Below are 23,480 nucleotides of genomic sequence, written 5' to 3'. Positions count from 1 at the left end.
GGGAGACCGGCCCCCGCTCGCTCTCCCCTTCCATCGAGAAACCGTGCGGCTGTGTCCTCGCCGCCCTTGTGAGCGTCCACAAAATGGATGAATAGTCGGAACAGGGCGCTGCCCTGAAATTGCCGGCTTGCGGTTTTCAGGTCACGCCACAGCCGAGCCGGGTTTTAGAATGGTCAACCCTGAACCGCGCAAGAGAAGAGGTCCGATCGCGTCGCGCCTTCTGGCGCTGGACGCGTGGCTCGATTCCTCGCTCTACGAGATCGGTTTCAAGGCGCGCGAGTTCTGGGAAGCCGCGACGATCTTTTCGCGGCGCTTCCGCCTCAAGGGTTGGCGCCGCGGCCTCATTGAACTTTTGAGCGAAGGTTTCACGCTTGGCGCCGGCGGCATGGTGGTGATGCTGGCGCTGGCCATTCCGGCCTTCCAGGATACGGCCGGCGACTGGCGCGCCCAGGGCGACTTCGCCGTCACCTTCCTCGACCGCTACGGCAACGAGATCGGCCAGCGCGGCATCATCCAGCGCGATTCCGTGCCGGTCGACGAGATGCCGGACCACGTCATCAAGGCGGTGCTCGCCACCGAGGACCGTCGCTTCTTCGAGCATTACGGCATCGACGTACTCGGCCTTTCCAGGGCGATCTTCGAGAATGTGCGCGCCAACTCCGTCGTCCAGGGCGGCTCCAGCATCACCCAGCAGCTGGCCAAGAACCTGTTCCTGACCAATGAGCGCACCTTCGAGCGCAAGATCAAGGAAGCCTTCCTGTCGCTGTGGCTGGAGGCCAATCTTTCAAAGAAGGAAATCCTGCAGCTCTATCTCGACCGCGCCTATATGGGCGGCGGCACCTTTGGCATCGAGGCGGCCGCGGACTTCTATTTCGGCAAGAGCGTCAAGGACCTGAACCTTGCCGAGGCGGCGATGCTGGCCGGCCTATTTAAAGCCCCGACCAAATACGCGCCGCACATCAACCTGCCGGCGGCGCGCGCACGCGCCAATGTGGTTTTGTCCAATCTCGTGGATTCTGGCTTCATGACCGAAGGCCAGGTGCTGCAGGCCAGGCTTCATCCGGCCGACGTCGTCGACCGCGGCGAACAGAAGAGCCCCGACTACTACCTCGACTGGGCCTTCGACGAGGTCAAGAAGATCGCCAAGCCCGGCCAGCACTCGCTGGTTGCCCACACCACCTTCGACGCCAACATCCAAAAGGCGGCGGAGGAGTCCGTCGAGTTCCACCTGCGCCAGTTCGGCAAGGAGTACAACGTCACCGAGGGCGCGGTGGTGGTCATCGAGACCAACGGCGCGGTCAGGGCGATCGTCGGTGGCCGCGACTACGGCGCCAGCCAGTTCAACCGCGCCACCAAGGCGTTGCGCCAGACCGGCTCGTCGTTCAAGCCCTATGTCTACGCCACGGCGATGGAGCACGGCTTCACGCCGAACTCGATCATCTCGGGCGGGCCGATCAGCTGGGGCAACTGGTCGCCGCATAACTACGGCGGCGAGTCGGCGGGCAACATCACCCTGCTCATGGCGATGGCCAAATCGATCAACACCGTGCCGGTGCGGTTGGCCAAGGACCATCTCGGCATCGGCCCGATCAAGGCGATGGCGGAATCATTCGGGGTGGAATCGCCGCTCGAGGGACACAAGACGATGGTGCTCGGCACCTCTGGCATGACCGTGATGGACCAGGCGACCGGCTTCAGCGTGTTTGCGCAGAACGGCTTCGTCGGGTCCCGGCATGGCATCACCCAGCTCGTCACCCGCACCGGCGACGTGGTGTATGACTGGACCAAGGATGCGCCGCCGCCGCACCGCGTGCTGTCCGAGCAGGCGCTGAAATCCATGAACACCATGCTGACGGCCGTGCCGGTGGTGGGCACGGCACGGCGGGCGCAAATTCCCAACATCGTCGTCGCCGGCAAGACCGGCACGACGCAATCCTACCGCGATGCCTGGTTCGTCGGCTTCACCGGCAACTACACGGCGGCCGTTTGGCTGGGCAATGATGATTTCACGCCGACCAAGAACATGACCGGCGGCTCGCTGCCGGCGATGGTGTGGCAGCGGCTGATGGTCTACGCGCACCAGAATATCGACCTGAAGCCGATCCCCGGCATCGACAAGCCGTTTGTCGACGAGGAGATCGCGGCCAAGGCGGCCGAGGCGCAGAAGAAGAGCGATGAGCAGGCAGCGGCCGATGCCGCCGCAGAGCGGCCGCCGGTGTTATCCAGCCGAACCACGCAGACGCTGCGGGACATGAGCCAGCTGTTCCAGACAGCCCCCAAACTCGACGCGCCCGCTTCGCCCGAAACGCTTTCGGCCCTGTAACACCGCCCGGCAAAGACAAGACCGACAGGCAAATCCTTCACGCCGGCTTGCCACGGGACCCCGCGCCGCGATATCCCCGAATGGCAATCCTTCGTGCACCGGCCATTCATGCTTAAGAACGCCTTCCTGATGCTGCTTTCGCTTGCCATAGCCGTTGGCGGCGGCGGCGCCAGCGTCTGGTATGCGCTGAAAATTCAGGACGGCGTCGGCGCGATCCGGATCGGTCAGTGGACCGCCTTTCCCGACATCGGCACACCGGCCGCGGACCCCTATTCCAAGGCGCGCGTGGCACGCGAGGGCGTTCTGGCGCTCGGCCGCGCCGAAGGCCTGTCATTCGTCGCCGAAGATGATGCCGCCGGCGACCAGCTCAAACGGGAATGCACCTACAGGATCGAGGGTGGATTTCCGACGGCCCGCTTCTGGACGCTCTACGCCGCCGATCAATCGCTCGGTGTCGTCGAGACCGGCAAATCGCGGCTTGCAGCACTTCAGTCCTACGAGGTGCTGCGCCAGTCCGACAATTCCGTGACCATTTCCGTCGGGCATCAGCCAATGCCGGGCAACTGGCTCCTGACCGACGGCTCCGGAAGGATGTATTTCGTCCTGACCTTCTACGACACGCCCATCGCCAGCAGCACCGGCCTGTCGGACGTTTCGCTGCCCAGGATCGTCAAGGCGGGCTGCGATGCGTAGTTTGCGTGCCGCACTGCGCAGGCTTCTGCATGCCGTCCTGCTCGGCCTCGTCGGCGCCGGCATCGTCCACATCGTCGTCCTGCTTCTGGTGCCGGAGTTTTCGGAACGCGACGCCTGGTCGCGCTTGTCCATGGCCTCGGATCTCTACAGGATGAACCGGCTCGATGCGGAAGCGGGCGGCGCGCCGGTGGTGAAATCGGTCGACCCGCTGTTCTACGCCACGGCCTGCCGCTTCGACCTCGAGGAAGGAATGGTCCGCATCAAGGCGCCGGGAAACGTGCCGTTCTGGTCGGTCTCGGTCTATGACCGCAGCGGCCACAATATCTATTCCTTCAACGACCATACGGCGACGGGCGGCAAGCTTGATGCCGTCGTGCTGACGCCGGCGCAGATGATCGACGTGCGCAAGGACCTGCCCGAGGACCTTCAGGGGGCGATCTTCGTCGAGGCCCCCATCGGCGAGGGCATCTTCGTCATCCGCAGCTTCGTGCCGGACGAGAGCTGGAAGCCGATCGTGTCGCGCTTCCTCGATCAGAGTTCCTGCGAGCTGCAGGATTTCTAGATCGCCGATCTAGTGATGCGGCACCGGCGTTCGTGGCGATCCCGGCTTGTCCGGGCCCGCAGGCCGCGCTTCGCCGGTATTGGACCGCTCATAGCGGATGCCGGGAAATATGATCACGGCCGCCGGTATTTCGGTGGCTTGCTTGGCTCGATTGGTCGGTGCCGCACGCGGCACGAAAGACAGTACCATGCCCATGGTTCGCGCATTCCTCTCGGTTTCCCCGGAGCACAACGCAACGCCTCCAAATATCATTAAGGCAGGCAGAGGGTTAACGGAGCGCTAACGGATCGCCGCTAACTTGATCTTTGTCTGGAGGTCGGAAGGTTCTGACCGAGACAATCGCAAAACCGGCACGGTCCCGGTGGAGCGTGTTCAAGTTCGTGTATCTGGTGTCAGGCGTATCCTTCGTGTCATCTTCGGATTTCAGGCAAATCGCGATAAGGACGGAATCGGGAAAAGCCGAAAGGTTGTTCCGCGCCGCCGTGTCGGCGTTCTGCTCGCTGACCCGCCCGTCGCGCCGCGAGATCGGCCAGCTCGAGGACCTGACGCTGCCGCTGTTCGACAATGTGTCCGTTGAATCGCGACGCTACGTGGCAGCCGCCCTTTCCGAATGCGAATATGCACCCGCGGCCCTGGTGCGTCGCCTCTGCGAGGAACCGGTCGACATCGCCGCGCCGCTGCTCATCCGCTCGCGCGCCGTCGGCGATATCGACCTGATCGCGCTGATCGGCCGGCATGGGCTGCCGCATGCGCGCGCCATAGCGCGGCGCAAGGACCTGAACCCGACCATAGCCGATCTGATCAGGGTGCTCGAAAGACCAACGCTGGTGCGAGTGCGGAAACCGGAGACGGAATCCTACCCGGCACGAAGCCTTGCCGCGCAAACCCACGCGACGGCCGACGGCGCGGAAACCCCGCAGGCGCCCGGCCAGCAGACGCCCGGCGTCGCCGCGGAAAATGCGCGGCGCAGGCTGCGCTCCATGATGCGCACCGGCGACGAGGCCTCGGCGGCGAAGGTCGATGCGTTCCCGGGTGCGGATACCTACGTCAAACTGCGCGAGACGGCTCTGACGGGAAACGCCGCGTTCTTCCAGACCGCGCTGGCGGACGCCCTCGACATTGAATTCTCGATCGCGCAATCGCTGACCGCCAACCAGAACTATGCGCCGCTGCTTGCGGCGCTGCGTTCACTCGACTTCAGCGAGGACCGGGCATTCCTGATCACGGTCGCCGTCTATCCCGGCCTGTTCCCGCACCCGCAAGCCATCCGCACCTATCTCGACCGCTACCGGCTCCTGCATCGCGACGTGGCCCTGGACAAGGTCAGGGGATGGAAGGCCGAAACGCTGTCCAGGGTGGTTCGCAACGCGTCGCCGGCAAACAGCGAAGCCCGCAAGGCCTCCAACAGCGACGAAGCCGAGGCGCCTGGCCTCAGGGCGTCTTCACGGAAATAAGCTCTTCGAGCGGAACGGTCCCGGCCTCGATCTCGACCACCCAGATATCGGGATCGAATTTCTTCTCCCGCTCGAGTCTGGCGTCCAGCACGGCTGCATTATCCTCGGTGGCAAGAAGGCTGAAGAACCGGTCTTCCGGCTTGGCCGAATCGTAGCTCGTCTGCGGCGCCGGCCCGTAGAGAGCGGTTTCGCCCAGCCTGCCTCGTGCCAGGATGAACACAGCCCCGGCCTCGGTCGCACCGCGCTTGACCACGGCGGCAAATCCGCCAGCGCCGAAAACCCGGCGCAACAGGGCCGACACCCACAGATCAGCGGTTACGCGCATGGCAGACTCCCGACGGCACTCGGGCTCTCTACCGAAATTTTACGTCCGGGGCGAGCCGTCGTTTTGGCCGTCAGTTGGTCAGGCCGATCTCGCGCATCTTGACGTAGACGATCTCGTCGGGCTCGCCGGTCTGCGGCAAGCCGAACAGCGACTGGAACTCCTTGATCGCGGCCTTTGTGCGCGCACCGACGACGCCATCCAGTTGCATGTCGTCATTGCCGAAGGCCTTGAGCCCGGCCTGGATCTTGATGATGCGGGGATCTGGTCCTTCGGTCGAGGTCGAGGCGGTACTCGCCTGCCCGGAATTCGCTTGCCCGGAATTCGTCTGCCCGGAATTCGTCTGCAACGACACGGGAACGGCGGCCGGCGCCACGTCGGGACGAGGCTGCGGCCTGGGCACGGCGGCGGTCTTTGGCGTTGCACCCAGTTGGTCCAGCAGCAGCGCGTCGATCTCGCCCGAGGCGTTCAGCCCGACCTTCTGCTGATAGGCCTGTATGGCCTTGCGCGTGTTGGGCCCGGAGATGCCGTCGACCGTGCCGGAATAGAAATCGAGGTCCTTCAATATGCCTTGCACCTGCTCGACCACCGGATCGCCCTTGATCGGGGCGGGCGCGGCGTTGGACCGCACGATGTTGATTGTCGTCTCCGGCTCGTCGGCGGCGTGCGGAACGCCCTGGAAATTGCGTGTGGCGAAAAACGCCCCGGCATGCGGGAAAGGCTGATACCACAGCGCATTCGCCGAGACGTAGAACAGCGTCACCAGGAATGCGGTCGAGCCTCCCACCAGCACGGGATTGCGCGAAATCATGCCGCCGACGGCGATGGCGCCGTCCTGAAAGGCATTGCCGCGGCGTTTGACCGCCTTAGGCTGTTTTGCGGAGCGAGCCATTTCCGTCCCCTTTCGCCCTCGGCACCGGCATCGTCAGCACTCCGCTCGGGTTGGCGGGGCGGCCCTTCGGCCCGCTGACCGGCAGGCTGATGGTCACCGTGGTGCCCTCGCCCGGCATGCTTTCGATCGACATGGTCCCTTCGTGCAAGGCCACCAGCCCCTTCACCAGGGAAAGGCCAAGACCCGTCCCCTCGAAACGGCGTGTATAGTCGTTCTGGATCTGCATGAAGGGTTTGCCGAGATTGGCGAAATCCTCTTCGGCAATGCCGATGCCGGTGTCCCTGACCCAGAAATGCAGGCGCGACCCGATCCGCTTGGCCCCGACGACGACATCGCCGCCATCGGGCGTGAACTTGATGGAGTTGGAAACGAGGTTGATGAGCATCTGTTGCACGGCGCGGCGATCGGCATTGATGTCGCCTGCGTCCGGGGCGATCTGCGTCCGCAGGTCGATGTTCTTGGCCTGCGCCTGCAACCGCATCATCGACTGGCACATGTCCACGGCTTCCATGAACCGGAACGGCTCCGGCTCGGTGGCGTAGACGCCCGATTCGATCCTCGACACGTCGAGTATGGATGTCACGACCGCCAGCAAATGCTGGCCCGAATCCCGCACGAGGCCGACATATTCCTTCTGGCGCGGATCCTTGAAGGCGCCGAACATCTCATGCAGCAGCATGTCGGAGAAGCCGATAATGGCGTTCAACGGCGTGCGCAGTTCATGGCTCACCACCGCCAGGAAGCGGCCCTTGGCCACTTCGGCGGCGGCAGCGGTCTCATTGGCCTGCGCCAGTTCGTCGCGCAGCCGCGCGGCCTCGTCGTTCTGGCGCAGGACGAGCGTGAAGACGTCGCTCTGTTGCTCGCCGCGCACCAGTTCGAGCGCGAATGGCTGGTAATTGTCGGCCACCAAACCATTGCCGTTGTGGGCGCCACCGCCATTCTGCGGCAGCCTGATGCGCAATTCGAGGCGGCGCGACAGGGCGCCATCGCGCATGTCGGCCAGGGCGCTGAGATAGGAGACGCGGTCCGACAGATGGACGCGGTCGAAGAGGCCCGTCCCGGACAAAAGCTCGGGCGGCAATTTCAGCAGCGTGCGCGCCTTGGCGGACGCATCCACGACTTCTCCGTGGCGCGCGACCCGCAAGACCACCGCGTCGATAATGTCTTCCAACCGATCGCCAGCATCGACCGTGTCGGCGGCGCCCGCGGTGCCGCGAAAGGCCGATACGCGCGGGACGAGGGTCAGCGCCCAGGCCAATGGCACCAGCCAATGCCAGGCGGCGACGTGCGCGCCCACGAATGGAAGGAAGGCGGCGGACAAGGACTGAAGGGCGATGGCGATGACGGCCGAAGCGGCGCCCCACAATGCCGCACGCCGCGAAGCGCAGATCCACCAGGCTTCGAATGGCAGCGCCAGGGCAAGCATGGCGACAGGAGAACTCAATCCGCCGGCGGCACCGATCAGACCGCCAAGGGCAAGCGCCGCCATCGCCAGCGCAATCGGCCCCGCGGCGGCCATCTTGCCGGTAGCGGCCACCAGCAGGGCGACGAACCAGCACAGGCCGAAGGCCGCGAAAATGGCGGCCATGGTCACGGCGGCGCCCATCCCCGACGTCACCAGCGTGACCGCCGCGCCCGCGGCAAAGAACGGCGCGGCCAGCATGACGCCAATGAAACGGCGTTGGCGCTCGCGGTCGCTCCGTTCGTGAACGCTGGGGTGAACCATGCGCTCACAACCGGCCGCCATTGCGCCAGGCAATTCAGCGTATCTGGCCTTGATCGGCATCAACTCAACGCACTCGCACTCGTCGTGAACAGCTCTGCTTTTGCAGATTGTCTTGGTTGGCTTTGAAACTCGCATCCAGCGTTTAAGGAATGGATAAGGCAGGGCCGACCAAGGCCCTGCTCGCGGCAAATATCGGGATAGCGGCGGCCGAAAACCCGGGCAAATGCAGCCATAGTAAACGGACGGTTATTCGCGAACGCCCGTCGCCAGCGAGCCGGGTCAAGCCGCCGAAATCGCTTGGTTTCGTCGGAAGTACAATAAAACCAATGGGATGGATGGTTATCACACCGTAAGGAAAATTGTCCCGATCCGAGACAAATCGGCGGCAAGAACGCCTGGTTTCGAATTTGCCTAAAATTTGAAGAGAATTTTCGCTTTGCCTGCAAGCCGTCCTTCGTGCCTGTGTGCCAACATGCTGCCCATAAAAGAGGTCATGCCCTTTGATGCATGATCCGGTCACGACGAGAGGCAAGGCATGTTCTTCCTGATAAGAATGGCTTTCTGGTTTTCCCTGGTACTGCTGGCGCTGCCGCTGGGTGTCGGGTCCGATGAAACGGGCCAGGAAAGCGTCGGGCCGATCCAGGCCCTGTTCGCGGCGCGCGACGCCGTCGGCGACATCGCCGGAATCTGCGAACGCAAGCCCGATGTCTGCGCAACCGGCAAGTCGGCGATGCACACCATTACCGCGCGCGCCAAGGAGACCGCCAAGATCGCGGCCGCCATGTTGGATGACAAGTCCGCCGGCCCCGACACCACGACAATGACCGGCAGCGTGCCGGAAGTCGTCCTGCCCGAAACGGTCGACCTGCCCATCAAGAATTAAGCCGTCTCGACGGCGCACCGCGGGCTGTCTGCCCTCTCGACGCCCGCGGTGTTCTTGTTTTTCTCGTGACGCGGCGCCGCCGCGTGACTATATCCGGCTCATGACGACGACGATCCAGACGATCCGCGACGATTTTTCCTTCCTCGATGAATGGGAAGACCGCTATCGCTACGTCATCGAGCTCGGCGAAGCCCTGCCGCCGTTCCCAGATGAGCAGCGCAACCCCGCCAACAAGGTGCCAGGTTGCGTGAGCCAGGTCTGGCTGACCACCGAACGGGGACCGGGCACCGACCCCGTCATCACCTTCACAGGCGATTCGGATGCCCATATCGTGCGCGGACTGGTCGCGATCATGCTGGCGCTGTTTTCCGGAAAGACGGCCAGCGAAATCCAGAGAACCGACGCCGAAGCGACGCTGAAGGCTCTCGGCCTCGACGAGCACCTGTCACCCCAGCGCGCCAACGGGCTTCGTTCGATGGTCAAGCGCATCAAACGCGATGCGGAGATGGCGCTCGCCCATACTGCGTGACAGATTGCTGCCCGCGCGACAGGTTTCCAACTTCCATTTTCCTACCCAGCAAAGCAAAACGGCGCCCGAAGGCGCCGTTCGATTTCAGTTCGCTTCTGAAAAAGCGACTACCGCGCCTTGCGCTTACGGCCAAGGCCCATCTTTTTGGCAAGCTGCGAGCGAGCCGCCGCATAGTTCGGCGCCACCATCGGATAGCTCGGGTCCAGGTTCCACTTTTCGCGGTACTGATCGGGCGTCAGATCGTAGTGAGTCATCAAGTGACGCTTGAGCGACTTGAACTTCTTGCCGTCTTCAAGACAGACGATGTAGTCGTCATGAACCGAGCGCTTCGGGTTGACAGCCGGCTTCTGCTTGTCGGCAGGCGGCTGTTCAATGGTTCCGCCCACGCGACCGAGGGCGGCGTGGACATCAGATATCAGGTTCGGCAGTTCGCCGACCGGCACGGGATTGTTGCTGACATAGGCAGCCACCACATCGGCGGTGAGCTCGATCAGCGCATCATTGTTTCTGGAAGGTGTTTCGACAATATCCATGGTCTTCAGGCCCCAACAAGAGTTACGTCGGTCTGTGCCCCTTTTTACAGGCAGGGCATCGCACGAATTTATGCAGATAGAGCTTCTGCGATTCGCGTCACAGGGACATCAATGCGACCGCACGTCAAGTAAGTCAATTCGCCGCCTGCATTATATTTAGGGATTTTGATCAACTATTCCGGGATCAGCTTCAATCTTTCGTGCACCATGTAATTTTTCGATATTTCGTTCGCCAAACGGATAAAGGCTGACGTTAGGTCAGCTAATCATTACATTCGCGATAACTCACAAAATAGGTTTCAATGTTCGGGTTTGCTTGGCGGCCACACCGACAAGCTTGGTTGTTCACACCTGTCCACAAAACCACAGGTTGCCGACCCTTCGTTGGTCAAAACGGCGTAATGTATTTGCCATAGGCCCAGCCGGTGACGAAGACGCCGTTCTTGGCGGGGTCATGCCAGACCTCGCACCAGCGATAGCGGACTGTCTGTTGCTGTTTCCATGCCGGTTGGCCGGCAATGTCGAGCAGGTTCACGCCGCCGGTGCATCGTCCTGTCATCTGCAGGACGGTCCCGTTCGGGTAGGCGGCCTGCTTCTGGGATGTCCCCGACGGATATTTGCGCACATTGAGCGTGTCGCCGAACGGCACATTGGCCACTTGCCAAGCCGCGAATACGGTCGCATGAGACTGGCCGGAAAAGACCAGAGTTAGCGAAGCAACGGCGAAGGCCGTGGCAATACGAGACCGAATAGTCATCTTCTCTCCTCCCGGCCACCTCAATGGGCCCACACCACCTCTATGCAACGGCTCTTGAACCCGCCCTGATCGGCGTGTTCATTCATCATTCAAGATATTTCCAGAGCGAGACGCAATGACCAGGACTTCCCGATTTCCAATCGTCAGCGCTCCTGCCCCAGAGAAAAGGCCCGTCTCGGACACGCATCACGGCATCACGCGAACCGACGAATATGCCTGGCTGCGGGCGGATAACTGGCAGGAGATGTTCCGGGATCCTTCCTTGCTCGATCCCGGGATCCGCGCCGAACTCGAAGCCGAGAATGCCTATCAGTCGAAACTGATGGCCGACACATCGGATCTGCAAAAGCAGCTTTTCAAGGAAATGAAGGGCCGCATCAAGGAAGACGATTCTTCGGTTCCGATGAAGGACGGGTCTTATGCCTATGGGTCCTCCTTCAAGCTGGGCGGCGAGCAGCCGCGCTATTTCCGCACGCCGCGCGATGGCGGACCCGAGCAGATCCTGCTCGACGGCGATGCCGAGGCCGCGGGGAAGGCCTATTTCCGGCTTGGCGGGGTCGATCATTCGACCGACCATCGCAAGCTTCTATGGGCCTTCGACGACAAGGGCTCCGAATTCTACACGCTGCGCGTGCGCGACCTGGCCGATGGCATGGAACTGGCGGACCAGATTCCCGCGACAGGCGGTTCGGGCGTCTGGGACGCGGGCAATGACGGGTTCTTCTACACGCGTCTCGATCCAAACCACCGGCCGTCGAAAGTGCTGTTCCACGCCCTGGGCCAAAACCCTGAAAACGACCGGCTGATCTACGAGGAAACCGACCCCGGCTTCTTCATGAACGTCGATGGGACCCGCAACAATCAATGGATCATGATCGGCATCAACGACCATGAGACCTCGGAATACCGCCTGCTGAGCGCTAGCGATCCATTTGCCGAACCGAAGCTGGTTTCGGCCCGCGAGACCGGCCTTCAGTATGAGTTGGAGGAAGGCGGCGACATCTTCTTCGTCCTGACCAATGCGGATGGCGCCAAGGACTTCAAGATCATGACGGCGCCGGCGAGCGATCCTGTCCGCGCCAACTGGCAGGAACTGGTGCCGCATGAGCCGGGCCGGCTGATCCTGTCGGTGATCGGCTTCAAGGACCACATGGTCCGGCTCGAGCGCAAGGAAGGCCTGCCACGCATCGTCGTGCGTGACCGCGCCAGCGGCGAAGAGCATTTGATTTCCTTCGACGAGGAGGCCTTCTCGCTCGGCCTTTCAGGGTCCCTGGAATACGACACCGAGATGATGCGCTTTTCCTACTCGTCGATGACGACGCCGTCGCAGATGTTCGACTACAACATGCGGACCCGTGAGCGTGTGCTGCTCAAGACCCAGGAAGTGCCGTCCGGTCATGACCCACACCAGTATGTCACGAGGCGGCTGATGGCGCCCGCGGCCGATGGCGAACTGGTGCCGATCTCGCTTCTGCATCACCGCGACACGCCGCTGGACGGTTCCGCGCCTTGCCTGCTCTACGGTTACGGCTCCTACGGCATCACCGTGCCGGCCGCCTTCAATACCAACTGGTTCTCGCTGGTCGACCGCGGCCTGGTCTTTGCCATCGCCCATGTCCGCGGCGGCAAGGACAAGGGTTATGGCTGGTACGATGACGGCAAGCGTGCGCAGAAGATGAACACCTTCACCGATTTCATCGCTTGCGCGCGTCACCTCGTCGCCGAGCGTTATACCGCGCATGACCGTATGGTCGCGCAAGGCGGCTCGGCCGGCGGCATGCTGATGGGCGCCATAGCCAACATGGCGCCGGAGTGCTTCGGCGGCATCGTGGCCGAGGTTCCGTTCGTCGATGTGCTCACCACCATGCTGGATGCGAGCCTGCCGCTGACCCCGCCGGAATGGCCGGAATGGGGCAATCCGATCGCGTCGGCGGACGACTACCGGACGATCGCCGCTTATTCGCCCTACGACAATGTCGCCGCGCTCGACTATCCGCCGATCCTGGCGCTCGCCGGCCTCACCGATCCGCGCGTGACCTATTGGGAGCCGGCCAAATGGGTGGCGCGGCTGCGCGACCGCAAGAGCGGCGACAATCCGGTGCTGTTCAAGATCAACATGGATTCCGGCCATGCCGGTGCCTCCGGCCGGTTTTCACGCCTTGAGGAGATCGCCTATACTTATGCCTTCACTCTGAAAGTGACGGACAAGGCATAGCTTACGGAGGAACGCCGCGATGATCGATCTATCCACAGCGATAGCCTACATCGCGGTTGTGTTGGGTTTTGTCTTCATTCCGGGTCCGGCCACGCTGTTGACGATCGCCCGCGCGACGAGTTCGGGAACGAGGGTCGGGATCGCCACCGGCGCCGGGATCGCGGCCGGCGATGTGTTCCACACCGTGATGGCGATGGTCGGCATCTCGGCGATCATCGCCACGTCGGCGACGCTGTTCGGCATCGTGAAATATATCGGCGCGGCCTACCTCGTTTACCTCGGCATTCGCGCCATCATCGAGAAAGCACCGACCGATCCGACCGCTGGCGCGCTTGCGATATCGGCCGGCACGGCGTTTCGACAGGTTGTCCTGACCGAGGTGCTCAACCCCAAGACCGCGCTTTTCTTCCTGGCTTTCCTGCCTCAGTTCGTGCGTCCCGAAAACGGATCGGCGATGGTTCAGCTGGCCGTATTGGGGATCATCTTCGTCATGCTGGGGCTTTTCAGCACGGTCGTGTTTGCCGTCAGCGCAGGGCGGCTCGGCGGTTTCCTGCGCCGAAATCCGACAGTGCTGAAATGGCAAGGCAAGGTTGTCGGCGGTATCTACTGCGCCCTGGGTGTCCGCCTCGCCTTGCAACAGCGCTGACGCCAGACAGCAAACATCCGCCGACAGGCGTGATGATCATGACTTTTTGACTTCCGCGCGGTTCATTTCCGCTCGCAATCGCGCCGCTCGCGCGCTACCCAAGGCACGATTTTCCTGGGCGCGAGCCCGCACTTGCACAAGGGTCCATTATGCTGCTCGTCGACGTCTATCTCGACAAATCCCCGATCCAGGGCATTGGTGTGTTTGCCAAGAACCACATCCCCAAGGGGACGCTGGTCTGGAAGCTCGACCCCCGGTTCGACCGCATCATCGACGTCGAGACCTATGAGGGCGAGACCGGGCCGGTGAAGAACTATCTCGACCGCTATTCCTACCCCGACCGGCGCGATCCGGCCTATATCGTCTTCGAAGCCGATGACGCTCGCTACATGAACCATGACGACGAGCCGAATTGCGATGTTTCATCGCCCGAGGAAACCTATGCCTTGCGCGACATCGCCCCAGGCGAAGAGTTGACCTGCAATTACAATCATTTCTTCGAAACAGGCTTCGATTTCCTCGGCGATCGCCACCTGTAGTGCGAAGATTGACTCTTTGTTTTGGCGCAATTCCGGACGGAAAAACGTTTCACACTTTTCCTTGAATTGCCCTATTTCGTGCTTTTCTGGCGCGCCGGATAGCCGTTGGGATGCGGCGGTATCGCCTTGAGGTAGGCGGCGATCGCCGTGCGGTCGTCCGCCGTCAGTTCGGCCATGTTGCGCTGAACGTCGACCATGGCGCCGCCGACGGAATCGAAATCCGGCGTGAAGCCGGTTTCGAGGTAGTTGGCGATATCGGATGCCGACCAAGTGCCGATCCCCCCCTCGCCCGAAGTGATGTTCGGCACGACGCCCGAGCCCTCGGCGGCCACGGCGCCGGCAAGCCATTCGCCTTTCCTGGTGCCGCCCGCGAAATCGCGCGGCGTGTGGCATTCGCCGCAATGGCCCGGTCCTTCGACCAGGTAGCGGCCTGCCATTACGGGCTCGGGCGTGCCGTCAGGCAGGGGAATGACCGGCTGGTCGCGGAGATAGAGCCGCTTCCACAGCCCAATGCCGCGCCGGATGTTGAACGGGAACGCCAGCGAATTGCCCGGCGGTTTGCCAGCGACGGCGGGCAATGTCTTGAGGAAGGCATATAGGTCGGCAATGTCGGACGGTTTCATGCGCGCGTAGGACGCGTAGGGAAACGCCGGATAGAAATGACGGCCCGACGGCGATACGCCCTTCAGCATCGCGTTGGCGAGATCCTCGACCGACCACGCCCCGATGCCATCCTTGGGATCTTGCGAGATGTTGGGCGGAACGAAGGTGCCGAACGGCGTCTTGAGTTCGAGGCCACCCACCAGTTCAAGCCGTGCGTCGCCCTGCGACCCGGGCTTCGCGTGGCAGGAGGTGCAGCCGCCTGCGTAGAAAATGCGCTTGCCCCGGCTGGCGTCGCCGGGGCCGAGTTGCGCCAGGGTCGCCGCATCGAGCCTGACCGGCGCCGACAGCAGCCAACCGGCGGCCGCGCCGGCGACGCCCACAACGAGGGCGGCGCCGACGAGCTTCCTCAGCCAGGCCATTTCTGGCGATCAGCCCTTCTTGACCCTGTAGCCCTGGTGGCAGGTGCCGCAATCCGAGCCGATAGTGCCGATCTGCGTCTTCAGCGCGTCTGCATCGGCGGGAGCGGCGGCGACCGCGGCCTTGACGTCGGCGAGGTACTTGTCCTCGGCCGCCTTGAAGCCGGCCATGTCTTCCCAGATCTTTGGCGCCGCCGTGGTGTCGCCCGTATCGCTGCCCTTCGGGAACAAGGCCTCGACGTCGAATTTCTCGGCATTCGCCTGCAGCGCCTGCAGTTGCGTCAGCACCGCGGCGGCATCAAAGGGCTCCTCGCCCTTGGCCACTTTCGACAGGCCGCCGACGATCTTTCCCCGTTCCTTCATCAGAGCCTGCCGGTCGAGGATCGGATCGGCAAAGGCCGCCGACGCCGCGAGTGCGAGCATGGAGATGGCGATGACAAGCTTTCTCATTCATTTGGCTCCGTGATGAAGGCATTTCAGGACAGTACGTTAACGGATGCGACGGAAGGAATATTCCCTTCTCCCCGCGTGAATTTCGTATGACCTTGGGTTGGTTCGGTGCTGAAAAAGAAAAGCCCCGCATGCGGGGCTTTTCTAGAGGCAATCAGGCTTTTTCGTAGAGTTCGAGCACGTGATCCCAGTTGATCAGGCTGTCGACGAAGGCCTCGAGATATTTCGGCCGGGCGTTGCGGTAGTCGATGTAGTAGGAGTGTTCCCAGACGTCGACGCCGAGGATCGGCGAGGCGCCATGAACGAGCGGGTTTTCGCCGTTCGGGGTCTTGGAGATGGCCAGCTTGCCATCCTTGACCGAAACCCAGGCCCAGCCCGAACCGAACTGCGTCGTGCCGGCGGCGATGAAATCAGCCTTGAACTTGTCGTAGCCGCCGAGATCGCTGTCGAATGCCTTCTGCAGCGCGCCGGGGAGCTTGTTGCCGCCGCCGCCCTTTTTCATCCACTTCCAGAAATGGATATGGTTGTAGTGCTGGGCGGCATTGTTGAAGAGGCCGGCATTCTTGCCGAACGACTGCTTGACCACCTCTTCGACCGAAAGATCGCCAAGGCCGGCTTCGGCGGCGAGCTTGTTGCCATTGTCGACATAGGCCTTGTGATGCTTGTCGTGATGATACTCCAGCGTCTCTTTCGACATATAGGGCTGCAGGGCCTCATAGTCGTAGGGCAGAGCGGGCAATTCGAAAGCCATGGGTAGTACTCCCTCGTGGAAAGTCCGGTGTGGATACCGGAGTAAGATAGGTCGGGATTGAGCTGGAACAACTCCGGAAGTGAAGCGCCGGCCCCTTTCTAAGCGGGTTCCCGAGAACTGTCACACGCTTTTCCTGCGACCAACTGCCCGGTGGCCGAAAGGCCGGACCGGCATGTCAGCCGGCCGAGGTCGAATGGGCCCAATCCCAATAGAGTTCGCGTGCCTTCTTGGCCACCGGACCGGGTTGCAGGTCGCGGTCCTCGATGCGGGTGACCGGCACGACCTTGGAGTGGTTGCCGGTCGAGAAGATCTCGTCGGCTTCGAGGAAATCCCGCACCGACAGCGTCTTTTCGGTCGTCCTGAACCCATATTCGCCAAGCAGCGTCATGGTGCGCGAGCGGGTGATGCCGGACAGGAAGGTTCCATTGGGGGCCGGCGTCAGCACATGGCCGTCCTTGACCAGGAAGATGTTGGAGGTTCCGGTCTCCGCGACATTGCCCAGCATGTCCAGCACAAGCGCATTGTCGAAGCCGCGCATTTTGGCTTCGACAATGGCGCGGCCATTGTTGGGATAGAGGCAGCCGGCCTTGGCGTTGGTCGGCATGGTCTCGATGGTAGGGCGCCGGAACGGCGACACTGTCACCGAAAAGCCGGTCGGCGAGATCATTGGCGATTCATAGAGGCACAGGCAAAATCGCGTCGAGGCCGGATCTGCCGGCACGCCCATGTAGCCGCCATGCTCGGCCCAGTACATCGGCCTGATATAGACCGCCGTCTTGCCGTCGAATTTCTTCAATCCGTCCCAGGTCAGCCCGACGATCTGCTCGGGCGTCATGTTCGGCGCGAGACCGAGCGCGATCGCCGAGGCATTGACGCGTGCGGCATGAAGTTCGAGATCCGGCGCCACGCCCTCGAACCAGCGCGCCCCGTCGAACACGCTGGTGCCGAGCCACATGGCGTGGCTGCGCGGCCCCAGAATGGCGACATTGCCTTCGTACCAATCGCCATCGACGAAAGTCCATGTCGCGGATTGCGCCGCTGCCGCCAGTGTCATCGCGTTTTCCTGTTCCGTTCAAATCTAGTGTGACAACATTGGATGACGCTTTGGCCGCTGCCGTCAACCAGCATCGGGGAGTTTTGTTGAGGCCAGCGCCGGTGCGATGCAATCAAGACTTGCACCTTGTCCCGGCTCGCCTCAAAACTGTTGCCATGCAATACGCCGCCTATGTTTTCGACGCCTATGGCACGCTGTTCGACGTGCACGCGGCCGTGCGCCGCCACGCGGACGCGATCGGCCCGGACGGCCAGCTCCTGTCCGAAATCTGGCGCGCCAAGCAGCTCGAATATTCCTGGGTGCGCACGCTCATGGGCGCCTATGCCGATTTCTGGCAGTTGACGGAACAGGCGCTGGACTTCGCCTTGCGCAAGGTCCCTTCGGCCGACCCGAGCCTGAAGGCAAAGCTGCTGGAAGCCTATTGGAGGCTGGATTGTTACCCCGAAGTGCCGGCCGTGCTGAAGGCGCTGAAGGCTTCGGGCGCGAGACTGGCGATCCTCTCCAACGGATCGCCCGAAATGCTGGAGGCGGCCGTCAAGTCCGCGGCGCTCGACCATGTTCTGGACGACGTTTATTCGGTCGATGCGGTGCGGCGCTTCAAGACCGACCCTGTTGTGTACGACATGGTCGCCACCGGCTGGCGGCTCTATCCCGGCGCGGTTTCCTTCCAGTCCTCCAATCGCTGGGACATAGCCGGCGCCACGAAATTCGGCTTCCGCACGGTTTGGATCAACCGCTCCAACCAGCCGGAAGAATACCGGGACCTGCCACCTGCCCTGATCCTGCCGTCGCTGGACGCCTTGGTATCCGGTGGCTAGCGGACCTGTGGCCCAAGGGCCACAGTGGCGGCGCAGTCACAGCTTCGCCTTTGTTTGTCCACGTTCGGGCCAGAATCGGAACCGCCTATCGCCCCAGGTGTTGTTCGACACCCGCGACAGCGGTCGGTGTATTCACGCTTTGTTGCGATTTGAGTCCTAAAGAAGGCAGCCATGTCCATAACCGAAATCGAATCCCATCGCCTGAGCCGTCGCGGCTTCCTCAATGCCGCAGCCCTGGGCGCCGCCTCGATCGCGGTTTCCGCATGCACCACCACCGGACCTGGGCCAGCCGAGCCGCCGCCACCAACCTACGTGGAGCCGCCACTCTCCGACTATGCGTCGATGTACGCGGCGGTCAACGATGGCGGCTTCGATCTGCCGGCCATCCCGGTCGACAGGATCGATCCGCAGTTCCTGCGCCAGATCGTGCCTGACCCGACCGGGCAGAAGCCCGGAACCATCGTCGTCGATACGACCGGCCACTTCCTCTATCTGGTTCGCCCGGGCGGCCAGGCCATCCGCTATGGTGTCGGCCTCGGCCGCGCCGGCTTCGAATGGTCGGGCGATGCCGTCGTCCAGTGGAAGCAGAAATGGCCGAAATGGACGCCGCCGGATGAGATGATCGCCCGCCAGCCCGAACTGAAGCAGTACAGCGCCGACAATGGGGGCATGCCCGGCGGCTTGAAGAACCCGCTCGGCGCGCGTGCGCTCTACCTGTTCCAGGGCAATGTCGACACGCTCTACCGCCTGCACGGCTCGCCGGAATGGCGTTCGATCGGCAAGTCGGTGTCGTCGGGCTGCGTGCGGCTGATGAACCAGGACATCATCGATCTCTACGACCGCGTGCCGTCGAAAAGCCCGGTCATCGTGACCAGCGATGCCAGCCAGCCGATGGTGGCGGCCGCGACGGCGAACCACAAGGCCATTCCGATCGACTCGGGCGTGCCGGACGGATCGGTCCTGCTCGGTCCGGTCAAGGCGATCACGAACGCGATTTTCTGAATGGATCGAGATCCAGGGCGGCGAACCACGCCGCCTTGGGATTTGAGCCATTGGCGTCTGTTCTCAGCCTGGCAAATAGGCTCTGCTCCAGGAGACACTGGCGGCACCCGACTTCAGCATTCTGTCGATGTCAGCATCGTCATAGCCGACGGCGGCGAGAACGGCGCGTGTCGAGGCGCCGTATTTCTCGGCCGACGCAAGAGCATGGACCTTTCCCTCACTGGGCCGGACGGCGAAAGGATCAAGTTGGGTCACCATGTGACCGCTCGGGTGATCTGGGAAGACGGAGAACGAGTAACTGCCATATTGGGTGCCAGGCCAACCGTCCGCCATCCTTGCGTTCCGGCTCCGGATCGTCTCGATGTTCTCGCAAGGCGATGCACCGATATCAGCGTCGACAAGGCGCTGTTGCCAAATCTCGGCCGGTTCGGTCATGAATATCTTGGCCAGATGGGTCACCCGGTCGGGCTTCGGTATCGAAGCCAGCCCCGCCAATCCCTCTACCGTCTCGAAGCGCGGCAAGTCGGCGTCCGACGCACATAGCAGGATCGAACCACCGGACGCAGTTTCGTAAAGCCGGGACAACGCGTCAAAACCTTTTGTTTCGCGGCCCGCCGGTTCATCGAATGGTCGACGGCCCTCATAGTCGTAGCAGAAGGGGATTTGCGCCAGCCCTGTCAGCGCCGACAGCGACGTGCGTGGCCGGCCGACGACGCCAGTTGCGGATTTCTGGAAAAGCGCGGCAGCCACGCCGAGAGCGGCGCCAAAGCCGCACATGACATCGATGGTGCCGACATGGGCATGTTCTTCCGGCGTCCGCATCGATCCTCCAAACCGAAGCATGATGCCTGTCGCCGCCTGGACCAGGTCGTCATAGCCAAGATAGTTGGTGCGCGGTCCGACGCGGACGCCGCCGAAGCAATCGAGCTGACAGAAAATTGCGTCGGGGTTGAGCTCTGTCATCCCTTTTAGGTCGAGTCCCATGACTTCGACCTGACGGTCGGTGGCGTTCCAGACGACGACATCCACGGACTTGACCAACCTCTCGAATGCGTCGCGCCCGTCAACGGTTGCGATATCCAGCAGCGCGGATTTTTTGCCGCGCATGTGGGACATGCCAAAAATTACCGTGTTCCAGCAGTCGTAGAACGGTTTTGCCGGGTCGATCTTGATCACCTCCGCGCCGAAGCGGGCGAGATAAGCGACCGAGTGCGGACCCGCGATGACGTTGCAGAGGTCGAGGATCTTGATCCCGTCGAGCCAGCCGACGGAGGCATTGGCGGCAGGAACAGGCGGAGGCGGACTTTTCACTTCAGCCAGCCTTGCCTGGGCCTCGGCCACGGTTACCCAGCTGCGCGGCACCGGGCTCAACATGGCGTGCGCACTTTCCTGCAGCCACACCATCGGCCCAGGCTGGATCATGCGGCCCAGTATGGGATCGTCGACCTCGATCATCAGGCCAGCCGCCCTGGCATGATCGTCGGTAATCCATTCCTGAAGCCAGCGCTGCGGTGCTCCCGGGAATAACCCTTCGCCGAAAATATGCTCCCATTGCGCCGCGGTGCGGGTCAGGAAAACCGCCTTCATCCTTGCGGCAATCTTGTGGGCCCAGAATTTCGGCAAGGGATAGACGCCGAGCGACACGTCGGATGACCATTCCGAGACGGGAAGATAGGTGTCGTCTTCCTCGCGGAGCCCTTCACTCACGAGTTCATCGTAAAGGCCGAGCGTCTGCAGGCAGCGTTTGGCGTGGTTCTTGTGGCTTGGGCAGACGACGTAGAACATCCGCCCGTCGCCGCACATGTAGCTTCGATAGAAGGGATCAAGAAATTCCTGCAAGTCGCCGTAGGACATGTCCATCGGCAGGCCTTCCTCGCGGCGGCGTTCGATCTCCCGTTCGCGCTGCGTCTGGTAGCGAAGCGGATAGTCTTCGATCCTGATGGAATTGTAGGACAGGCCCTCCATCACCGCGCTGGCAAGGGGCACTTCGATATGGTCGCCATGTCCGGTCCGCTGGCGGCTTTGAAGGGCCAGAACGGTTGCGGAAGCCGCGAGCATGGTGCCATAGGCGGAAGCCAGGGGCAGCGGCGAAAAGGACGGATTGATCCCCATCAGCACCCGGTTGAGGCCCATGTCCGTGAAGACGCCGGATGAGGCGGCGATAACGGTCTCGAAGGCGCGCCAGTCGCTGCGCAGTTGATCGTTCGAGGCGAAGCCGGGGATCGATACCGTGATCAACTCGGGACGGACTTTTCGCAGCGCTTCGAAGTCGATGCCGAGCCGGGCCAGGACCTTAGGCCTGAAATTCTCGATGACGATGTCGGCTTCGGCAACCAGCGCGTTCGCCTCGTTCAGGCCCGCGGCGGTTTTCAAGTCGATCGTGACGCTCAACTTGTTGCGGTTGAGAATTGCATTGGCCGGATTGTCCCAGAGCGGACCCGAGGGGGGATCGACATGAACGACACCCGCGCCGAGATCGCCGAGGATCATCGCCACCGCGGGGCCGGCGATATACTGCCCGAAGTCGATGATCTTGATGCCGGACAGCGGCAGTGCGCAACGCGAAGTCGAGGTCATGGCGGTGATCTCTTGGTTGGTGTCTGTGTCATCGCGCGTCGTTGATGATCCAGCGCGCCGCCTTTTCGGCGATCATCATCGTCGGGGCGCTGGTGTTGCCGCTGGTGATCGTCGGCATCACGCTGGCGTCGACGACGCGCAAGCCCTCGATGCCGCGGACGCGCAACCGGCTGTCGAGCACGGCCATCGCGTCATCGTCGCGGCCCATCCTGGCGGTCCCCACGGGATGGAAGATGGTGTTCGCGATGTCGCCCGCGAGCTTGGCGAGATCTTCATCGCTCTGGAATTCGACGCCGGGCTTCCATTCGACGGGATTGTATCTTGCAAGCGCCGGCTGGCCGACGATCGACCGGATCTGCCTGATGCTGTCGGCGGCAATCTTGCGATCTTTCTCGGTGCTCAAATAATTGGGCGCGATGGCCGGCGCTTGCCCGCGTTGCGCGGAGCGGACCCGCACGCTGCCGCGACTGGTTGGGTTGAGGTTGCAGACGCTGGCGGTGAAGGCCGGTATGGTGTGCAGAGGTTCGCCGAACGCGTCGAGACTGAGCGGCTGAACATGATATTCGAGATTGGCATGCGCCTGGCCGGGATCGGAGCGCGTGAACGCGCCGAGTTGCGATGGCGACATGCTCATCGGCCCGGTGCGCTTCAAAGCGTATTCCAGCCCGATCATCGCCTTGCCGGCAAGACTGTTGGCAAGCGTGTTGAGCGTTCTGGCATTGGTGACCTTGAAGACGGCGCGGATCTGCAGGTGATCCTGCAGATTTTCTCCAACGCCTGGGAGATCAAGCTCGACATCGATACCGGCACCTCCGAGAACTGCCGCCGGGCCGATGCCCGAGAGTTGCAATATCCGTGGAGAGCCAATCGCCCCCGCCGACAGAATGACCTCACATTTCGCTTGGACCGATATCTGCTGGTCGCGGCGGCGGAGGAACAAGCCGGTGCAGCGCTTGTGACCATCCGGCCCGGTTTCGATGCACAGCCTGTCAACTTCGGCTTGCGTCCAGATCACCAGGTTGCGGCGATGGCGGACCGGTCGCAAAAAGGCTTTCGACGTGTTCCACCGCCAGCCGGATTTCTGGTTGACCTCGAAGTAGCCGACACCTTCGTTATCGCCGCCGTTGAAATCGGACGATCGGGGGATGCCGGCCTGGACAGCGGCATCGGTGAAGGATTCGAGAATATCCCATTTGAGACGCTGCTTTTCGATGCGCCACTCGCCGCCATGGCCATGCATGTCCGAGAACCGGCTGTTGCCGCCGGTCGCGGGATCGGCGTCGTTGTCGAGGCGATAATGGTCCTCATGCGCCATGAAGTCCGGCAGGGAGTTTTGCCATGACCATTCGCCATCGCCGGTGATTGCCGCCCATTGATCGTAGTCGCGGGACTGGCCGCGCATATAGATCATGCCATTGATTGACGAGCAGCCGCCCAGCACCTTGCCACGGGGATAACGCAGGGAGCGGCCGTTGAGACCCGCCTCGGGCTCGGTGTTGTAAAGCCAGTCGGTACGCGAATTGCCAATGCAGTAGAGGTAACCCACGGGTATGTGAATCCAGGGGTAGTTGTCTTTGCGGCCAGCCTCGATCAACAGAACCCGCCTGGCGGGATCGCTGCTGAGACGGCTGGCAAGCAGGCAGCCCGCCGATCCGGCTCCGACCACTACGTAGTCGAAATCTTCAGTATCCGAGCGAGCGCCCCGCGCCTTCATTCCAGTCAATCCTCCGCGAGA

At 62.5% G+C, this 23,480-nt stretch carries 22 protein-coding genes; 11 read left to right on the top strand and 11 right to left on the bottom strand.

Annotated elements, in window-relative coordinates:
- The first annotated feature begins 169 nt into the window (after positions 1-169).
- The 4 genes from FJ948_RS26885 (at position 170) to FJ948_RS26865 (ending at position 5,032) form a co-directional block, all read left to right on the top strand.
- Positions 170-2,323, top strand: coding sequence for a penicillin-binding protein 1A (locus FJ948_RS26885; RefSeq protein ID WP_140709819.1), 2,154 nt, complete (start codon positions 170-172; stop codon positions 2,321-2,323).
- Between the two features lie 108 nt (positions 2,324-2,431).
- On the top strand, positions 2,432-3,016 hold the full coding sequence (locus tag FJ948_RS26880) for a DUF1214 domain-containing protein (RefSeq protein ID WP_140709818.1): 585 nt from the start codon (positions 2,432-2,434) through the stop codon (positions 3,014-3,016).
- A complete protein-coding gene (locus FJ948_RS26875; RefSeq protein ID WP_140709817.1) occupies positions 3,009-3,578 on the top strand; it encodes a DUF1254 domain-containing protein in 570 nt (189 codons plus the stop codon). The genes FJ948_RS26880 and FJ948_RS26875 overlap by 8 nt, the downstream gene beginning before the upstream one ends.
- 407 nt (positions 3,579-3,985) lie before the next feature.
- A complete protein-coding gene (locus FJ948_RS26865) occupies positions 3,986-5,032 on the top strand; it encodes a hypothetical protein (protein WP_140709815.1) in 1,047 nt (348 codons plus the stop codon).
- Here FJ948_RS26865 and FJ948_RS26860 read toward each other — a convergent pair.
- From FJ948_RS26860 to FJ948_RS26850, 3 genes are all read right to left on the bottom strand, one after another.
- Positions 5,010-5,357, bottom strand: coding sequence for a DUF1491 family protein (locus FJ948_RS26860; protein ID WP_140709814.1), 348 nt, complete (start codon positions 5,355-5,357; stop codon positions 5,010-5,012). The genes FJ948_RS26865 and FJ948_RS26860 overlap by 23 nt on opposite strands.
- 70 nt (positions 5,358-5,427) lie before the next feature.
- Positions 5,428-6,246: a peptidoglycan-binding protein gene (locus FJ948_RS26855; protein WP_140709813.1), complete on the bottom strand. Its 819-nt coding sequence runs from the start codon at positions 6,244-6,246 to the stop codon at positions 5,428-5,430.
- Positions 6,221-7,972 (bottom strand): HAMP domain-containing sensor histidine kinase, encoded by a 1,752-nt coding sequence (locus FJ948_RS26850; RefSeq protein ID WP_140709812.1) that lies wholly within the window; start codon positions 7,970-7,972, stop codon positions 6,221-6,223. Before FJ948_RS26850 ends, FJ948_RS26855 begins: the two co-directional genes overlap by 26 nt.
- A 535-nt stretch (positions 7,973-8,507) precedes the next feature.
- On the opposite strand from FJ948_RS26850, the gene FJ948_RS26845 reads away from it, so the two are divergent.
- Both FJ948_RS26845 and FJ948_RS26840 read left to right on the top strand, forming a co-directional pair.
- Positions 8,508-8,855: a DUF5330 domain-containing protein gene (locus FJ948_RS26845; RefSeq protein ID WP_140709811.1), complete on the top strand. Its 348-nt coding sequence runs from the start codon at positions 8,508-8,510 to the stop codon at positions 8,853-8,855.
- A gap of 100 nt (positions 8,856-8,955) precedes the next feature.
- Positions 8,956-9,384: a SufE family protein gene (locus tag FJ948_RS26840; protein ID WP_140709809.1), complete on the top strand. Its 429-nt coding sequence runs from the start codon at positions 8,956-8,958 to the stop codon at positions 9,382-9,384.
- Positions 9,385-9,491: 107 nt separating this feature from the next.
- Here the strand turns inward: FJ948_RS26840 and FJ948_RS26835 are convergent, their stop codons facing one another.
- Positions 9,492-9,917, bottom strand: coding sequence for a MucR family transcriptional regulator (locus tag FJ948_RS26835; RefSeq protein WP_140709807.1), 426 nt, complete (start codon positions 9,915-9,917; stop codon positions 9,492-9,494).
- Positions 9,918-10,305: 388 nt separating this feature from the next.
- Complete coding sequence (locus FJ948_RS26830; RefSeq protein ID WP_140709805.1) at positions 10,306-10,674, bottom strand: SH3 domain-containing protein; 369 nt, start codon at positions 10,672-10,674, stop codon at positions 10,306-10,308.
- A 115-nt stretch (positions 10,675-10,789) separates the two neighbouring features.
- Between FJ948_RS26830 and FJ948_RS26825 the strand changes: the two genes are divergently transcribed.
- From FJ948_RS26825 to FJ948_RS26815, 3 genes are all read left to right on the top strand, one after another.
- Positions 10,790-12,889: a S9 family peptidase gene (locus FJ948_RS26825; RefSeq protein ID WP_140709803.1), complete on the top strand. Its 2,100-nt coding sequence runs from the start codon at positions 10,790-10,792 to the stop codon at positions 12,887-12,889.
- A gap of 19 nt (positions 12,890-12,908) precedes the next feature.
- Complete coding sequence (locus FJ948_RS26820; protein WP_140709802.1) at positions 12,909-13,535, top strand: LysE family translocator; 627 nt, start codon at positions 12,909-12,911, stop codon at positions 13,533-13,535.
- A 149-nt stretch (positions 13,536-13,684) separates the two neighbouring features.
- Positions 13,685-14,074: an SET domain-containing protein-lysine N-methyltransferase gene (locus tag FJ948_RS26815; RefSeq protein ID WP_140709801.1), complete on the top strand. Its 390-nt coding sequence runs from the start codon at positions 13,685-13,687 to the stop codon at positions 14,072-14,074.
- Between the two features lie 71 nt (positions 14,075-14,145).
- On the opposite strand, the gene FJ948_RS26810 is transcribed toward FJ948_RS26815, so the two are convergent.
- From FJ948_RS26810 to FJ948_RS26795, 4 genes are all read right to left on the bottom strand, one after another.
- Positions 14,146-15,096, bottom strand: a complete 951-nt coding sequence (locus FJ948_RS26810) for a cytochrome c (protein WP_140709799.1) — start codon at positions 15,094-15,096, stop codon at positions 14,146-14,148.
- Between the two features lie 9 nt (positions 15,097-15,105).
- Positions 15,106-15,543 carry a cytochrome c gene (locus FJ948_RS26805; RefSeq protein ID WP_140709798.1) on the bottom strand — a complete coding sequence of 146 codons (438 nt, stop codon included), beginning with the start codon at positions 15,541-15,543 and terminating at the stop codon, positions 15,106-15,108.
- A gap of 154 nt (positions 15,544-15,697) precedes the next feature.
- Positions 15,698-16,294, bottom strand: a complete 597-nt coding sequence (locus FJ948_RS26800; protein ID WP_056563640.1) for a superoxide dismutase — start codon at positions 16,292-16,294, stop codon at positions 15,698-15,700.
- Positions 16,295-16,469: 175 nt separating this feature from the next.
- Positions 16,470-17,348, bottom strand: a complete 879-nt coding sequence (locus FJ948_RS26795; RefSeq protein ID WP_140709797.1) for a branched-chain amino acid aminotransferase — start codon at positions 17,346-17,348, stop codon at positions 16,470-16,472.
- 155 nt (positions 17,349-17,503) lie between these two features.
- Between FJ948_RS26795 and FJ948_RS26790 the strand changes: the two genes are divergently transcribed.
- Together FJ948_RS26790 and FJ948_RS26785 are read left to right on the top strand one after the other, a co-directional pair.
- Positions 17,504-18,166 (top strand): haloacid dehalogenase type II, encoded by a 663-nt coding sequence (locus FJ948_RS26790; protein WP_140709795.1) that lies wholly within the window; start codon positions 17,504-17,506, stop codon positions 18,164-18,166.
- Positions 18,167-18,337: 171 nt separating this feature from the next.
- Complete coding sequence (locus tag FJ948_RS26785) at positions 18,338-19,168, top strand: L,D-transpeptidase (RefSeq protein ID WP_140709794.1); 831 nt, start codon at positions 18,338-18,340, stop codon at positions 19,166-19,168.
- Between the two features lie 63 nt (positions 19,169-19,231).
- On the opposite strand, the gene FJ948_RS26780 is transcribed toward FJ948_RS26785, so the two are convergent.
- Entirely contained in the window at positions 19,232-21,745 is a 2,514-nt protein-coding gene (locus FJ948_RS26780) for a CoA transferase (RefSeq protein ID WP_140709793.1), read from the bottom strand.
- Between the two features lie 28 nt (positions 21,746-21,773).
- Entirely contained in the window at positions 21,774-23,459 is a 1,686-nt protein-coding gene (locus FJ948_RS26775) for a GMC family oxidoreductase N-terminal domain-containing protein (RefSeq protein ID WP_140709792.1), read from the bottom strand.
- Positions 23,460-23,480: the final 21 nt, after the last annotated feature.

This window comes from Mesorhizobium sp. B2-3-12 (assembly GCF_006442205.1).
Lineage (GTDB): Bacteria > Pseudomonadota > Alphaproteobacteria > Rhizobiales > Rhizobiaceae > Mesorhizobium.
This window is presented reverse-complemented; position numbering and strand designations above follow the sequence as displayed.

Excerpts from the sequence above, each read along its gene's own strand:
- FJ948_RS26845 (WP_140709811.1), top strand. The coding sequence starts at position 8,508 with ATGTTCTTCCTGATAAGAATGGCTTTCTGGTTTTCCCTGGTACTGCTG.
- FJ948_RS26860 (WP_140709814.1), bottom strand. The coding sequence starts at position 5,357 with ATGCGCGTAACCGCTGATCTGTGGGTGTCGGCCCTGTTGCGCCGGGTT.
- FJ948_RS26780 (WP_140709793.1), bottom strand. The coding sequence starts at position 21,745 with ATGACCTCGACTTCGCGTTGCGCACTGCCGCTGTCCGGCATCAAGATC.
- FJ948_RS26790 (WP_140709795.1), top strand. The coding sequence starts at position 17,504 with ATGCAATACGCCGCCTATGTTTTCGACGCCTATGGCACGCTGTTCGAC.
- FJ948_RS26775 (WP_140709792.1), bottom strand. The coding sequence starts at position 23,459 with ATGAAGGCGCGGGGCGCTCGCTCGGATACTGAAGATTTCGACTACGTA.
- FJ948_RS26850 (WP_140709812.1), bottom strand. The coding sequence starts at position 7,972 with ATGGTTCACCCCAGCGTTCACGAACGGAGCGACCGCGAGCGCCAACGC.
- FJ948_RS26815 (WP_140709801.1), top strand. The coding sequence starts at position 13,685 with ATGCTGCTCGTCGACGTCTATCTCGACAAATCCCCGATCCAGGGCATT.
- FJ948_RS26855 (WP_140709813.1), bottom strand. The coding sequence starts at position 6,246 with ATGGCTCGCTCCGCAAAACAGCCTAAGGCGGTCAAACGCCGCGGCAAT.
- FJ948_RS26880 (WP_140709818.1), top strand. The coding sequence starts at position 2,432 with ATGCTTAAGAACGCCTTCCTGATGCTGCTTTCGCTTGCCATAGCCGTT.
- FJ948_RS26830 (WP_140709805.1), bottom strand. The coding sequence starts at position 10,674 with ATGACTATTCGGTCTCGTATTGCCACGGCCTTCGCCGTTGCTTCGCTA.
- FJ948_RS26875 (WP_140709817.1), top strand. The coding sequence starts at position 3,009 with ATGCGTAGTTTGCGTGCCGCACTGCGCAGGCTTCTGCATGCCGTCCTG.
- FJ948_RS26840 (WP_140709809.1), top strand. The coding sequence starts at position 8,956 with ATGACGACGACGATCCAGACGATCCGCGACGATTTTTCCTTCCTCGAT.
- FJ948_RS26805 (WP_140709798.1), bottom strand. The coding sequence starts at position 15,543 with ATGAGAAAGCTTGTCATCGCCATCTCCATGCTCGCACTCGCGGCGTCG.
- FJ948_RS26820 (WP_140709802.1), top strand. The coding sequence starts at position 12,909 with ATGATCGATCTATCCACAGCGATAGCCTACATCGCGGTTGTGTTGGGT.
- FJ948_RS26785 (WP_140709794.1), top strand. The coding sequence starts at position 18,338 with ATGTCCATAACCGAAATCGAATCCCATCGCCTGAGCCGTCGCGGCTTC.
- FJ948_RS26885 (WP_140709819.1), top strand. The coding sequence starts at position 170 with ATGGTCAACCCTGAACCGCGCAAGAGAAGAGGTCCGATCGCGTCGCGC.
- FJ948_RS26825 (WP_140709803.1), top strand. The coding sequence starts at position 10,790 with ATGACCAGGACTTCCCGATTTCCAATCGTCAGCGCTCCTGCCCCAGAG.
- FJ948_RS26810 (WP_140709799.1), bottom strand. The coding sequence starts at position 15,096 with ATGGCCTGGCTGAGGAAGCTCGTCGGCGCCGCCCTCGTTGTGGGCGTC.
- FJ948_RS26795 (WP_140709797.1), bottom strand. The coding sequence starts at position 17,348 with ATGACACTGGCGGCAGCGGCGCAATCCGCGACATGGACTTTCGTCGAT.
- FJ948_RS26835 (WP_140709807.1), bottom strand. The coding sequence starts at position 9,917 with ATGGATATTGTCGAAACACCTTCCAGAAACAATGATGCGCTGATCGAG.
- FJ948_RS26800 (WP_056563640.1), bottom strand. The coding sequence starts at position 16,294 with ATGGCTTTCGAATTGCCCGCTCTGCCCTACGACTATGAGGCCCTGCAG.